The organism is Saccharothrix coeruleofusca (genome assembly GCF_017876325.1).
GTDB lineage: Bacteria > Actinomycetota > Actinomycetes > Mycobacteriales > Pseudonocardiaceae > Actinosynnema > Actinosynnema coeruleofuscum.
The window spans coordinates 6,103,835-6,115,921 of record NZ_JAGINV010000001.1 but is presented as its reverse complement, the minus strand read 5'-3'; the positions used below and the strand labels follow the sequence as shown (position 1 = coordinate 6,115,921).

24 protein-coding genes are annotated in these 12,087 nt (G+C 68.5%); all 24 read left to right on the top strand.

The window, feature by feature from the left end; genetic code table 11:
- Nucleotides 1-2: 2 nt before the first annotated feature.
- The 24 genes from rplP (at nt 3) to rpsD (ending at nt 11,942) form a co-directional block, all read left to right on the top strand.
- Nucleotides 3-422, top strand: a complete 420-nt coding sequence (gene rplP, locus JOF41_RS27730; protein ID WP_053715230.1) for a 50S ribosomal protein L16 — start codon at nt 3-5, stop codon at nt 420-422.
- A complete protein-coding gene (gene rpmC, locus JOF41_RS27725; protein ID WP_189224145.1) occupies nt 422-670 on the top strand; it encodes a 50S ribosomal protein L29 in 249 nt (82 codons plus the stop codon). Before rplP ends, rpmC begins: the two co-directional genes overlap by 1 nt.
- On the top strand, nt 667-945 hold the full coding sequence (gene rpsQ / locus JOF41_RS27720) for a 30S ribosomal protein S17 (RefSeq protein ID WP_189224146.1): 279 nt from the start codon (nt 667-669) through the stop codon (nt 943-945). Before rpmC ends, rpsQ begins: the two co-directional genes overlap by 4 nt.
- A 61-nt stretch (nt 946-1,006) precedes the next feature.
- Nucleotides 1,007-1,375, top strand: a complete 369-nt coding sequence (rplN, locus tag JOF41_RS27715) for a 50S ribosomal protein L14 (protein WP_015805282.1) — start codon at nt 1,007-1,009, stop codon at nt 1,373-1,375.
- Nucleotides 1,375-1,689, top strand: coding sequence for a 50S ribosomal protein L24 (gene rplX / locus JOF41_RS27710; RefSeq protein ID WP_121224914.1), 315 nt, complete (start codon nt 1,375-1,377; stop codon nt 1,687-1,689). The genes rplN and rplX overlap by 1 nt, the downstream gene beginning before the upstream one ends.
- 1 nt (nt 1,690) lies before the next feature.
- Nucleotides 1,691-2,254, top strand: coding sequence for a 50S ribosomal protein L5 (rplE, locus tag JOF41_RS27705; protein ID WP_189224147.1), 564 nt, complete (start codon nt 1,691-1,693; stop codon nt 2,252-2,254).
- Nucleotides 2,254-2,439 carry a type Z 30S ribosomal protein S14 gene (locus JOF41_RS27700; protein WP_141980309.1) on the top strand — a complete coding sequence of 62 codons (186 nt, stop codon included), beginning with the start codon at nt 2,254-2,256 and terminating at the stop codon, nt 2,437-2,439. Before rplE ends, JOF41_RS27700 begins: the two co-directional genes overlap by 1 nt.
- A gap of 108 nt (nt 2,440-2,547) precedes the next feature.
- On the top strand, nt 2,548-2,946 hold the full coding sequence (gene rpsH, locus JOF41_RS27695; protein ID WP_189224148.1) for a 30S ribosomal protein S8: 399 nt from the start codon (nt 2,548-2,550) through the stop codon (nt 2,944-2,946).
- Between the two features lie 16 nt (nt 2,947-2,962).
- Entirely contained in the window at nt 2,963-3,502 is a 540-nt protein-coding gene (rplF, locus tag JOF41_RS27690; RefSeq protein ID WP_189224149.1) for a 50S ribosomal protein L6, read from the top strand.
- A 1-nt stretch (nt 3,503) separates the two neighbouring features.
- On the top strand, nt 3,504-3,902 hold the full coding sequence (rplR, locus tag JOF41_RS27685; protein WP_229795804.1) for a 50S ribosomal protein L18: 399 nt from the start codon (nt 3,504-3,506) through the stop codon (nt 3,900-3,902).
- A 34-nt stretch (nt 3,903-3,936) separates the two neighbouring features.
- On the top strand, nt 3,937-4,545 hold the full coding sequence (gene rpsE / locus JOF41_RS27680; protein ID WP_189224150.1) for a 30S ribosomal protein S5: 609 nt from the start codon (nt 3,937-3,939) through the stop codon (nt 4,543-4,545).
- Nucleotide 4,546: 1 nt separating this feature from the next.
- On the top strand, nt 4,547-4,732 hold the full coding sequence (gene rpmD, locus JOF41_RS27675; RefSeq protein WP_033428588.1) for a 50S ribosomal protein L30: 186 nt from the start codon (nt 4,547-4,549) through the stop codon (nt 4,730-4,732).
- On the top strand, nt 4,729-5,172 hold the full coding sequence (rplO, locus tag JOF41_RS27670) for a 50S ribosomal protein L15 (RefSeq protein ID WP_189224151.1): 444 nt from the start codon (nt 4,729-4,731) through the stop codon (nt 5,170-5,172). Before rpmD ends, rplO begins: the two co-directional genes overlap by 4 nt.
- A 130-nt stretch (nt 5,173-5,302) precedes the next feature.
- The gene (locus tag JOF41_RS27665; protein WP_189224152.1) at nt 5,303-5,911 is read left to right on the top strand and encodes a LysE family translocator; all 609 of its coding nucleotides are present in this window, start codon (nt 5,303-5,305) and stop codon (nt 5,909-5,911) included.
- A 224-nt stretch (nt 5,912-6,135) separates the two neighbouring features.
- Complete coding sequence (gene secY, locus JOF41_RS27660; RefSeq protein WP_189224153.1) at nt 6,136-7,443, top strand: preprotein translocase subunit SecY; 1,308 nt, start codon at nt 6,136-6,138, stop codon at nt 7,441-7,443.
- On the top strand, nt 7,443-8,000 hold the full coding sequence (locus JOF41_RS27655) for an adenylate kinase (protein WP_189224154.1): 558 nt from the start codon (nt 7,443-7,445) through the stop codon (nt 7,998-8,000). Before secY ends, JOF41_RS27655 begins: the two co-directional genes overlap by 1 nt.
- 53 nt (nt 8,001-8,053) lie before the next feature.
- Entirely contained in the window at nt 8,054-8,827 is a 774-nt protein-coding gene (gene map / locus JOF41_RS27650) for a type I methionyl aminopeptidase (protein WP_189224155.1), read from the top strand.
- Between the two features lie 75 nt (nt 8,828-8,902).
- The gene (locus JOF41_RS27645; protein ID WP_209623033.1) at nt 8,903-9,349 is read left to right on the top strand and encodes a DUF1707 SHOCT-like domain-containing protein; all 447 of its coding nucleotides are present in this window, start codon (nt 8,903-8,905) and stop codon (nt 9,347-9,349) included.
- Nucleotides 9,346-9,723, top strand: coding sequence for a DUF1707 SHOCT-like domain-containing protein (locus JOF41_RS27640; RefSeq protein ID WP_209623031.1), 378 nt, complete (start codon nt 9,346-9,348; stop codon nt 9,721-9,723). Before JOF41_RS27645 ends, JOF41_RS27640 begins: the two co-directional genes overlap by 4 nt.
- 163 nt (nt 9,724-9,886) lie before the next feature.
- The gene (infA, locus tag JOF41_RS27635) at nt 9,887-10,108 is read left to right on the top strand and encodes a translation initiation factor IF-1 (RefSeq protein ID WP_005166804.1); all 222 of its coding nucleotides are present in this window, start codon (nt 9,887-9,889) and stop codon (nt 10,106-10,108) included.
- Between the two features lie 59 nt (nt 10,109-10,167).
- Complete coding sequence (gene rpmJ / locus JOF41_RS27630) at nt 10,168-10,281, top strand: 50S ribosomal protein L36 (protein WP_010148647.1); 114 nt, start codon at nt 10,168-10,170, stop codon at nt 10,279-10,281.
- A gap of 210 nt (nt 10,282-10,491) precedes the next feature.
- Nucleotides 10,492-10,872 carry a 30S ribosomal protein S13 gene (gene rpsM, locus JOF41_RS27625; RefSeq protein WP_189224158.1) on the top strand — a complete coding sequence of 127 codons (381 nt, stop codon included), beginning with the start codon at nt 10,492-10,494 and terminating at the stop codon, nt 10,870-10,872.
- A gap of 33 nt (nt 10,873-10,905) precedes the next feature.
- Nucleotides 10,906-11,313, top strand: a complete 408-nt coding sequence (rpsK, locus tag JOF41_RS27620; protein ID WP_033428592.1) for a 30S ribosomal protein S11 — start codon at nt 10,906-10,908, stop codon at nt 11,311-11,313.
- 23 nt (nt 11,314-11,336) lie between these two features.
- Nucleotides 11,337-11,942 (top strand): 30S ribosomal protein S4, encoded by a 606-nt coding sequence (gene rpsD, locus JOF41_RS27615; protein WP_189224159.1) that lies wholly within the window; start codon nt 11,337-11,339, stop codon nt 11,940-11,942.
- The last annotated feature ends 145 nt before the right edge of the window (nt 11,943-12,087 follow it).

Here is a 12,087-nt window from a genome sequence, read left to right as displayed (position 1 = left end):
TAGTGCTCATCCCGCGCAGGGTCAAGCACCGCAAGCAGCACCACCCCGGCCGGTCCGGTGCTGCCAAGGGCGGCACGAGGGTCACCTTCGGCGAGTACGGCATCCAGGCCCTGGAGCCCGCCTACGTGACCAACCGGCAGATCGAGTCGGCTCGTATCGCCATCACCAGGCACATCCGCCGTGGTGGCAAGGTCTGGATCAACATCTTCCCGGACCGCCCGCTGACCAAGAAGCCCGCCGAGACCCGCATGGGTTCGGGTAAGGGTTCGCCGGAGTGGTGGGTCGCCAACATCAAGCCGGGCCGCGTGCTCTTCGAGATGAGCTTCCCGAACGAGGCGGTGGCCCGCGAGGCGCTGCGTCGCGCGATCCACAAGCTCCCGATGAAGTGCCGCATCGTTACGCGTGAGGGTGGTGAGTTCTGATGGCAGCGGGTACCACCGCTTCCGAGCTGCGTGAGCTCACCGAGGAAGAGCTCGTGCTGCGCCTGAGGGAGGCGAAGGAGGAGCTGTTCAACCTCCGCTTCCAGATGGCCACCGGGCAGCTGGACAACAACCGCCGCCTGCGCACGGTCCGGAACGAGATCGCCCGGATCTACACCGTGATGCGGGAGCGGGAGCTGGGTCTCTCCGCCTCCCCGGACGCGGTTTCCACTGGTGAGGGTGCGGCATGACCGAGAGCAACGAAGTGACTGAGACTCGAAACGACCGCAAGGTCCGCGAGGGCTACGTCGTGTCCGACAAGATGGACAAGACGATCGTGGTGGCGGTCGAGGACCGCAAGAAGCACCGCCGCTACTCCAAGGTCATGCGCTCCACCACCAAGGTGAAGGCGCACGACGAGCAGAACACCGCCGGTGTCGGCGACCGCGTCCTGCTGATGGAGACCCGGCCGCTGTCGGCCACCAAGCGCTGGCGCCTCGTCGAGATCCTCGAAAAGGCCAAGTAGTTCAGACCGAGCCCGTCAGGTCGGAAATCTGGCGGGCCAGGAATGGTCAGGAGACAGGTAAGTGATCCAGCAGGAGTCGCGGCTGCGCGTCGCCGACAACACCGGTGCGAAGGAGATCCTCTGCATCCGTGTTCTCGGTGGCTCGGGCCGCCGCTACGCGGGCATCGGGGACATCATCGTCGCCACGGTGAAGCAGGCCATCCCCGGCGCCGGTGTGAAGAAGGGTGACGTCGTCAAGGCGGTCGTCGTCCGCACCGTCAAGGAGAAGCGCCGTCCCGACGGCTCTTACATCCGGTTCGACGAGAACGCCGCGGTGCTCATCAAGAACGACAACGAGCCGCGGGGCACCCGCATCTTCGGCCCGGTCGGTCGTGAGCTGCGCGACAAGAAGTTCATGAAGATCATCTCGTTGGCGCCGGAGGTGCTCTGATGAAGGTGAAGAAGGGCGACACCGTCGTCGTTATCGCCGGCAAGGACAAGGGCGCGCGCGGCAAGGTCATCCAGGCCTACCCCGCCGAGAACCGCGTCCTGGTCGAAGGCGTCAACCGCATCAAGAAGCACACCCGGATCACGCAGACCCAGCGCGGCGCGCAGTCGGGCGGCATCGTGACCCAGGAGGCGCCCATCCACGTGTCCAACGTGATGGTGGTCGACTCCGACGGCAAGCCGACCCGTGTGGGCTACCGGACGAACGACGAGGGCAAGCGGGTCCGCATTTCCCGTCGCAACGGGAAGGACATCTGAGATGACGACCGCAGAGAAGATCGCGCCGCGGCTGAAGACCCGCTACCGCGAGGAGATCGTGGCCGAGCTGCGCAAGCAGTTCGACTACGCGAACGTGATGCAGATCCCCGGCGTCGTGAAGGTCGTCGTCAACATGGGCGTCGGCGACGCCGCCCGTGACGGCAAGCTGATCGAGGGCGCCGTTCGGGACCTGTCCATCATCACCGGCCAGCGCCCCGAGGTCCGTCGGGCCCGCAAGTCCATCGCGCAGTTCAAGCTGCGCGAGGGCATGCCCATCGGTGCGCGCGTGACGCTGCGCGGCGACCGCATGTGGGAGTTCCTGGACCGGCTGCTGACCATCGCGCTGCCCCGCATCCGCGACTTCCGCGGCCTGTCGGGCAAGCAGTTCGACGGCAACGGGAACTACACGTTCGGCCTCAACGAGCAGTCGATGTTCCACGAGATCGACCCGGACGCCATCGACCGCCCGCGCGGCATGGACATCACGGTCGTCACCACCGCCACCAACGACGAGGAGGGCCGGGCGCTGCTCAAGCACCTGGGCTTCCCGTTCAAGGAGAACTGATGGCCAAGAAGGCGCTGATCAACAAGGCCGCGGCCAAGCCGAAGTTCAAGGTGCGGGCCTACACCCGCTGCCAGCGCTGCGGGCGCCCGCACTCGGTGTTCCGCAAGTTCGGCCTGTGCCGGATCTGCCTCCGCGAGATGGCCCACCGGGGCGAGCTGCCCGGTGTGAACAAGTCCAGCTGGTAGTACCGGCTCGGCGGCAGGTTTTTCAAAATCCACTTCGCTGTAGGCCCGCTCACGACCGATCCGGACCCTGACTGGGGAACCGCAGCGAGAAAGGTTGACCAGGTCACCATGACGATGACCGACCCGATCGCAGACATGCTGACGCGTCTGCGGAACGCGAACTCGGCTTACCACGACAAGGTCGTGATGCCGCACTCCAAGCTGAAGGCCAACATCGCCGAGATCCTCAAGCGCGAGGGTTACATCGCGGGCTACCGCGACGAGCAGGGCGACGTGGCCAAGAACCTGGTCATCGAGCTGAAGTACGGCCCGAACCGGGAGCGCAGCATCGCCGGCCTGCGCCGCGTGTCCAAGCCCGGTCTGCGGGTGTACGCGAAGTCGACCAACCTGCCGAAGGTGCTCGGCGGTCTGGGCGTGGCGATCATCTCGACCTCTGGCGGTCTGCTGACCGACCGCCAGGCCAACAAGCAGGGCGTGGGCGGAGAAGTCCTCGCCTACGTCTGGTGAGGAAGGGGGACTAGGCATGTCGCGCATCGGAAAGCTGCCGATCACCGTCCCCGCCGGGGTCGACGTGAACATCGCCGGCCGGGACGTCAGCGTGAAGGGCCCGAAGGGCACCCTGTCGCTGACGATCGCCGAGCCGATCATCATCGAGAAGGCCGAGGACGGCACTCTCGAGGTCAAGCGCCCGAACGACGAGCGTCGCAGCCGTTCGCTGCACGGGTTGTCCCGCACGCTGGTGCAGAACATGGTCATCGGCGTGACCCAGGGCTACGAGAAGAAGATGGAGATCCACGGCGTCGGCTACCGCGTGGCGCTCAAGGGCTCCGACCTGGAGTTCGCGCTGGGCTACAGCCACCCGGTGAAGGTCGAGGCCCCCGAGGGCATCACCTTCGCGGTGGAGACCCCCACCAGGTTCTCCGTCTCCGGCATCGACAAGCAGCTCGTCGGCGAGGTCGCCGCCAACATCCGCAAGCTGCGCAAGCCCGACCCGTACAAGGGCAAGGGCGTGCGTTACGCGGGCGAGAAGATCCGCCGCAAGGTCGGAAAGACGGGTAAGTGACATGAGCGAGACTGCAACGAAGCGCAAGCCGGTGGGCAAGGACATCTCGACCACTCGCCGCATCGCCAAGACCCGCCGTCACTTCCGCCTCCGCAAGAAGGTCAGCGGCACTCCCGAGCGCCCGCGCCTGGTGGTGCACCGCTCGTCGAAGCACATCACCGTGCAGATCATCGACGACCTGGCCGGTCACACGCTGGCCGCGGCGTCCTCCGTCGAGGCGGACGTCCGCGCGGTCGAGGGCGACAAGAAGGCCAAGGCCGCGAAGGTCGGCCAGCTGGCCGCCGCCCGCGCCAAGGAAGCGGGCATCAGCAAGGTCGTGTTCGACCGCGGTGGCAACGCCTACCACGGCCGGATCGCGGCTCTGGCCGACGCCGCTCGCGAGGCGGGGCTGGAGTTCTGACAATGATCATCACTGGAATTGAGAGGGACGCCTGATGCCAGGACGCACGCGTCGCGAAGGCGGCGGGGGCGAGCGCGGAGAGCGTCGCGACCGTCGTGACGGCGGCCGCGGCGGCGCGGCCCAGGAGAAGACCCCGCACCTGGAGCGCGTGGTTGCCATCAACCGCGTCTCCAAGGTCGTGAAGGGTGGTCGTCGGTTCAGCTTCACCGCCCTGGTCGTGGTCGGCGACGGCGACGGCATGGTCGGCGTCGGCTACGGCAAGGCCAAGGAAGTGCCCGCGGCCATCGCCAAGGGTGTGGAGGAGGCGAAGAAGAACTTCTTCCGCGTCCCCCGCATCGCGGGCACGATCCCTCACCCGGTGCAGGGCGAGAAGGCGGCGGGCGTCGTCCTGCTGCGCCCGGCCTCGGCCGGTACCGGTGTCATCGCCGGTGGTGCGGTCCGCGCGGTGCTGGAGTGCGCCGGTGTCCACGACGTGCTGAGCAAGTCGCTGGGCTCGGACAACGCCATCAACATCGTGCACGCCACCGTGGAGGCCCTGAAGGGCCTGCAGCGTCCGGAGGAGGTCGCGGCGCGTCGCGGCCTGCCGCTGGAGGACGTGGCCCCCGTCGGCATGCTCCGCGCTCGCGCGGGCCAGGGGGTGTGACGTGGCGCAGCTCAAGGTGACCCAGGTCAAGAGCAGCATCGGTACCAAGCACAACCACCGGGAGTCCCTGCGGACCCTGGGGTTGCGCAAGATCCGCCAGTCGGTGGTCCGTGAGGACACGCCGCAGGTGCGCGGCCTGATCCACGCCGTGCGCCACCTGGTGGTCGTCGAGGAGGTCCAGTCGTGACCATCAAGATCCACCACCTGCGTCCGGCCCCCGGCGCCAAGACCGCGAAGACCCGCGTGGGTCGCGGTGAGGGCTCCAAGGGCAAGACCGCGGGTCGCGGTACCAAGGGCACCGGAGCGCGGAAGAACGTCTCGCCGCGCTTCGAGGGTGGCCAGATGCCGCTGCACATGCGGCTGCCGAAGCTGAAGGGCTTCCGCAACCCGTTCCGCACCGAGTACCAGGTCGTCAACGTCGGCGACATCGCGCGGGTCTTCCCCGACGGTGGCCGCGTCGACGTCGAGGCCCTGGTCAAGGCGGGCCTGGTCCGCAAGGGCCAGCTCGTCAAGGTGCTGGGCAACGGCGACCTCGCGGGCGTCAAGCTGGAGGTCGTCGCCAACAAGTTCTCGGGCAGCGCGGTGGAGAAGATCGCCGCCGCCGGTGGCACCACCACCGTGCTCTGAGTTCACGGCACGTCCGAAAGGGCCCCGGAGCACCCGCTCCGGGGCCCTTTCGACGTTCCGCGCGCCCACGAGTTGAGACGTGTTCTCGCAGGGCGTAAATCCGCTTGGGCGGCGGGTTAGCGTTCCTGGCATGTGGCTCGTGGTCTTCTTCGGCGCCGCCGTCCTGGTGGCACTCACGCCTGGCGCCAACAACCTGCTGGGGATGCACCACGCGGTGCGGCACGGCCCCGCGCGGGCCGCCACGGCCCTCCTGGGGCGCTTGGCGGCCTTCTCCCTGATGGTGGCGGCGGTGGTGGCCGGGCTGGGTCCGCTGCTGGCCGCCTCCCAGGTGGCGCTGACCGTCATCAAGTGGCTCGGCGTCGCCTACCTGGTCTACCTCGGCGTGCGCATCCTGCTGTCCGCCAGGACCGCCGCGGACTCCGGGGACGAGGCGCCACCAGCGGGTTCCCCGCTGCGCAAGGAGTTCATGGTGGCCATCACCAACCCCAAGGCGCTGCTCATCTTCACCGCCTTCGTGCCCCAGTTCGTCGACCCGGACCGGGGGCCGGTGGCCGCCCAGCTCGCCCTGCTCGGCGCGGTCTACCTGGTCGCCGAGGCGCTGGCGGGGACCGGCTACGTGGTGGTCGGCGCGGTGATCCGGGCGGTCCGGCTCAGCGGGCGCGCGCGGCGCGGGCTGGACCGGGGGACCGGTGTGCTGCTGCTGGGCATGGCGGGTCTGCTGGCGACCAGCCGAACTTGATCCGTTCGGCGGATTGCGAACATGAAAGCCCGAACGGGTGTGAACGGACAACGGTGACTGGCTACGGCGATGAGGCCCTTGGCTGTTAAAGTCGCGGGCTGAACCCGGATGTCCTCCGGGTCGATCGCGGTTACCCGCCGCGAACGATGCCACCGTGCCGGCAACACTGCCGGTACCGCACGGATGCCGACCCCTCGCGGGCGGCAACGCTTCAGGAGGTTCGCGTGCTCGGCGCATTCCGCTCGGCTCTCGCGACGCCGGACCTGCGCAAGAAGATCCTCTTCACACTGGGGATCGTCGTGGTGTACCGGTTGGGCGCGACCATGCCCGCGCCGGGCGTCTCCTTCGTGAACGTCAAAAAGTGCGTCGAGCAGGTCGACCAGCAGGGCATCTACTCGCTGATCAACCTGTTCAGCGGCGGTGCGCTGCTGAACCTCTCGATCTTCGCGCTGGGCATCATGCCCTACATCACCGCCAGCATCATCATCCAGCTCCTCACCGTGGTCATCCCCCGGTTCGAGCAGCTGAAGAAGGAAGGCCAGGCGGGCCAGGGCAAGCTCACCCAGTACACGCGCTACCTGACGATCGCGCTCGCGGTCCTGCAGTCCACCGGCATCATCGCGCTGGCCGTGCGCGGCCAGCTGTTCCAGAACTGCGACGTCCCCGTCATCCCCGACGACAGCATCTTCTCCCTGGTCGTCCTGGTCATCGCGATGACCGCGGGCACCAGCGTGATCATGTGGCTCGGTGAGATCATCACCGAGAAGGGGATCGGCAACGGCATGTCGCTGCTGATCTTCACCGGCATCGCGGCCCGCATCCCGGCCGAGGGCCAGATCATCCTCAGCCGCGGCGGCCTGACCTTCTTCCTGGTCTGCGTGGCGGCTCTGCTGATCATCGCCAGCGTCATCTACGTGGAGCAGGCCCAGCGCCGCATCCCGGTCCAGTACGCCAAGCGCATGATCGGCCGCCGGATGTACGGCGGCACGTCGACCTACCTGCCGCTGAAGGTGAACCAGGCCGGTGTCATCCCGGTCATCTTCGCCTCGTCGCTGCTGTACCTGCCCGACCTCATCTCCCGGCTGACCGCCTCCACCGACGGCACGCCGAGCTGGTGGGAGACCTTCGTGCAGACGCACCTGGTGTCGCAGTCCAGCCCGGTGCACATCTCGCTGTACTTCCTGCTGATCGTCTTCTTCACCTACTTCTACGTCGGCATCACGTTCAACCCGGACGAGCGCGCCGACGAGATGAAGAAGTTCGGTGGGTTCATCCCCGGCATCCGACCGGGGCGGCCCACCGCCGAGTACCTCCGCTTCGTCCTGGGGCGGATCACGCTGCCCGGCTCGCTCTACCTCGGCATCGTGGCGATCCTGCCGAACCTGTTCCTCGACCTGACCGGTCAGGGCCAGAACCAGAACTTCCCGTTCGGCGGCACCGCCGTGCTGATCATGGTCGGTGTCGGCCTCGACACCGTGAAGCAGATCGAGAGCCAGCTCATGCAGCGCAATTACGAAGGGTTCCTCCGCTAGTGCGACTCGTTCTCGTCGGCCCGCCCGGAGCGGGCAAGGGCACCCAGGCCGCGATCCTCCGGGACAAGCTGGGCGTGCCGCACATCTCCACCGGGGACCTCTTCCGCGCCCACATCAGCCAGCAGACCGAGCTCGGCAAGGAGGTCCAGGAGTACCTGGACTCCGGCGAGCTGGTGCCCGACGCGGTCACCAACGAGATGGTCCGGACCCGCCTGGCCGAGGCGGACGCCGCGGGCGGCTTCCTGCTCGACGGCTTCCCCCGCAACGTCGCCCAGGCGGGCGTGCTGGGCGAGATCCTGGCCCAGCACGGCCACCGGCTCGACGCGGTGCTGGAGTTCCGCATCCCCGAGGACGTGGTGGTCGAGCGCCTGCTGGCCCGCGGCCGCACCGACGACAAGGAGGAGGTGATCCGGCACCGGCAGCAGGTCTACCGCACGGAGACCGCGCCCCTGCTGGACCACTACTCCGACATCGTGCTGACCATCGACGCGGTCGGCGAGGTCGACGAGATCAGCGAGCGCGCGCTCACGGCGCTGCGCGCGCTTGGCGAGAAGTGACCGGAGGACTGCTCGATGCTGTTCGCCGTGTCGTGCCGGGCGGTCGCGACCGCATGATCGAGATCAAGAGCCGCGGCCAGCTGGAGGCCATGCGGGCCGCAGGCCTGGTCGTGGCCAAGGCGCTGACCCTGATGGCAGGCCACGCCAAGGCCGGGGTCAGCACCGCCGAGCTGGACGAGCTGGCCGAGCAGACCATCCGCGACGCGGGCGCGATCCCGTCGTTCAAGGGCTACCACGGCTTCCCGGCCAGCATCTGCGCGTCGGTCAACGAGCAGGTGGTCCACGGCATCCCCAGCCGCACGCAGGTGCTCGCCGAGGGTGACCTGGTCTCCATCGACTGCGGGGCCATCCTGGACGGCTGGCACGGCGACTCGGCCATCACCCTGCCCGTGGGGACGGTGACCGAGGCCGAGCTGAAGCTGTCCGAGGCCACCCGCGAGTCGATGCTCGCGGGCATCGAGGCCGCCGTGCCCGGCGCGCGGCTGACCGACATCTCGTTCGCCATCGAGTCGGCCACCATCGCGGCGGGCGAGCGCGACGGTGTCGAGTACGGCATCGTCGACGGCTACGGCGGCCACGGCATCGGCACCAAGATGCACATGGACCCGTTCCTGCCGAACTACGGCAAGCCCGGCAAGGGCCCGAGGCTCAAGGTCGGCATGGCCATCGCCATCGAGCCGATGCTGACCCTGGGCAGCGAGCGCACGGTCGAGCTGGACGACGGCTGGACCGTCATCACCGCCGACGGCTCGCGCGCCGCCCACTGGGAGCACAGCGTGGCCATCACCGACGACGGCCCCTGGGTGCTCACCGCGCCGGAGGCGTGACCCGGACACCAGGTGCAGTCCCATCCGGGGGCTAGCCCCATGTCCGTCGGGCCCTGGGCGGGTCACCATGGGGTGGTGACCCAGCCTGTGCGGCCCGAGGACATCCGGGCCTCAGACGTCGAACGGGAGCTGGTGCAGCAGCGACTGCACGGGGCGCACGCCGACGGCCGACTCGACCTCGCGGAGTTCGACGCCCGAGTGGTGCGCACCTGGCAGGCCAAGACCCGCGGCGAGCTGGCCGCCCTGGTGGCCGACCTGCCCGAGACGCCACTGGCGGGCCCCCTGACGGCGCCGGTGCCCGCTTCCGCCGCCGAACCCGTGGTAACCATCCGATCGGGTGGTCGGACCGCCCTGCGGGTGCTCACCGCGATCTGGCTGAGCGTGAGCGCGCTGAACTTCGCCATCTGGCTGCTGGTGAGCCTGCTGGGCGGTGGGGGCCTGGTGTACCCGTGGTTCCTGTGGGTCGCCCTGCCCAGCGGGTCCGTGCTGGGCGCGGTCTGGTTGGCCACCAAGCCGCGGTGAGCGGGTTCGAGCGGGCGGTGGAGCGCGACCGGGCGGCGGTCGCCGAGGAGCTGCGCCGGGCACTGGCCGAGGGGCGTATCACCCGAGCGGAGTACGACCAGCGTGTCGCCGTCGTCCCGACCGCCGCCTCCTACGCCGAGTTGGCGGCTTTGGTCGCCGATCTGCCCACGGACGTCCCGGCGCGGGCGGCCGAGCGCCCCCGCAGGCGGGTGCTGCGGGCGTTCACGCTGCTCTGGCTGGTCGCGAGCGTGGTCAACTTCGCGGTGTGGGGTGTCATCGCCCTGGTCGACGAGCCCCCGTACCCCTGGTGGCTGTGGGTGGCGGGCCCTTGGGGTGTGCTGCTGCTGGCGGCCCGATTTGGGCGTTCGGGCTGAGGTGCGTACTATGGAACGGTGGCGCACGTCGCGCCGGTTCCGTCATGCGCATGCGTAGGCAAGCCTTCCGCGGGTGACACGGGGTTCGCAAGGGCCTCCCAGGAGTCGGGGTGCCGCGTGCCCGCGAATCCGGAAGCACCCACCGTCACGAAACGCGGAGGACATGGGCAAGAAGGACGGGGCCATTGAGGTCGAGGGCCGCGTAGTCGAGCCGCTCCCCAACGCGATGTTCCGCGTCGAGTTGGAGAACGGGCACAAGGTCCTGGCACACATCAGCGGCAAGATGCGTCAGCACTACATCCGCATCCTCCCAGAGGACCGGGTTGTCGTGGAGCTCTCGCCCTACGACCTGTCCCGCGGGCGCATCGTCTACCGCTACAAGTGACCTCCACGGTGCCGGGGGCAGCCGCCCCTGGCACTCGGTTGAAGCAGGAGAGCTCAGGCGTGAAGGTCCAGCCGAGCGTCAAGAAGATCTGCGACAAGTGCAAGGTGATCCGCCGCCACGGCCGGGTCATGGTGATCTGCGAGAACCTGCGCCACAAGCAGCGCCAGGGCTGAGCAGGGCACTAGTCGCGGAGGCTTCGCCGACGCAGACGTGAAGCAAGTCTCCTCGCACCTGCCCAGCCCACCGGCTGGGCCTACCCCCGGACTCCAGGCCGGGGCCGGGACACCGCGCCGCGAGAGCGGCCGGAACGACACAGCGAGTCGGTCTCGGAACCGGGCGAGGAGCAGACCTGGAGCGACACCACCGTTAGGAGCAAGCGCCGTATGGCACGACTCGCTGGCGTCGACCTCCCCCGCGACAAGCGGATGGAGATCGCGCTCACCTACATCTTCGGCATCGGCCGCACCCGGTCCAAGGAGCTGCTGACCGCCACTGGCGTCAGCCCCGACCTCCGGGTGAGGGACTTGAGCGACGACGACCTCGCCAAGCTGAGGGACTACGTCGAGAACAACTTCAAGGTCGAGGGTGACCTCCGCCGCGAGGTTCAGGCCGACATCCGTCGCAAGATGGAGATCGGCACCTACCAGGGCCTGCGCCACCGTCGCAACCTGCCCGTCCGCGGGCAGCGCACGAAGACGAACGCGCGCACCCGCAAGGGTCCGAAGAAGACCGTGGCGGGCAAGAAGAAGGCCGGCAAGAAGTAAGACCTCGCGTACCCAAGTAGGAGATCACCCAGAATGCCACCCAAGTCCCGCCAGGGCGCCGGGGTCAAGAAGGTCCGGCGCAAGGAGAAGAAGAACGTCTCCCACGGCCAGGCCCACATCAAGAGCACGTTCAACAACACCATCGTGTCCATCACGGACCCGATGGGCAACGTGATCAGCTGGGCTTCCGCAGGCCACGTCGGTTTCAAGGGCTCCCGCAAGTCGACGCCCTTCGCCGCCCAGATGGCCGCCGAGAACGCCGCCCGCAAGGCCGCCGAGCACGGCATGCGCAAGGTGGACGTGTTCGTGAAGGGCCCCGGCTCCGGCCGGGAGACCGCGATCCGTTCGCTGCAGGCCGCAGGCCTCGAGGTCGGCACCATCCAGGACGTGACCCCGCAGCCCCACAACGGCTGCCGCCCGCCCAAGCGGCGCCGGGTCTGAGGCACGGGGAGGAGTAAGAACACATGGCTCGCTACACCGGACCGGCCACCCGCATCTCGCGGCGCCTCAAGGTCGACCTCGTCGGCGGGGACCAGGCGTTCGAGCGCCGTCCCTACCCGCCCGGCCAGCACGGCCGCGGTCGGATCAAGGAGTCGGAGTACCTGCTCCAGCTCCAGGAGAAGCAGAAGGCCCGCTACACCTACGGCGTGCTGGAGAAGCAGTTCCGCCGGTACTACGAGGAAGCGGTCCGCCGCACCGGCAAGACCGGTGAGAACCTGCTGCAGATCCTGGAGTCCCGCCTGGACAACGTGGTGTACCGCGCGGGTCTCGCGCGCACCCGCCGCCAGGCGCGCCAGCTCGTCAGCCACGGGCACTTCCTGGTCAACGGCCAGAAGGTGAACATCCCCAGCTACCGGGTGTCGAAGTTCGACATCATCGACGTCAAGCCGAAGTCGCTGCCGACGCTGCCCTTCGAGGCCGCCCGCGCGTCCTTCGGTGAGCGGCCGATCCCGGCCTGGCTGCAGGTGGTCCCGTCGACCCTGCGGATCCTGGTGCACCAGCTCCCGGAGCGGGCGCAGATCGACACGCCCGTGACCGAGCAGCTCATCGTCGAGCTCTACTCGAAGTGATCCTCCTGGAGGGGCCGCCGCCGGTGGCCCCTCCAGTCGGGTCCCGCGGCGGCACGAAGGGTGTGCCGCACGCGTTCGCCGGTCTCCGCGACCGGTGTTCTGACGACGTCATATGGCGGGCGTCGTGTAGGAGAGGAAGAACCCA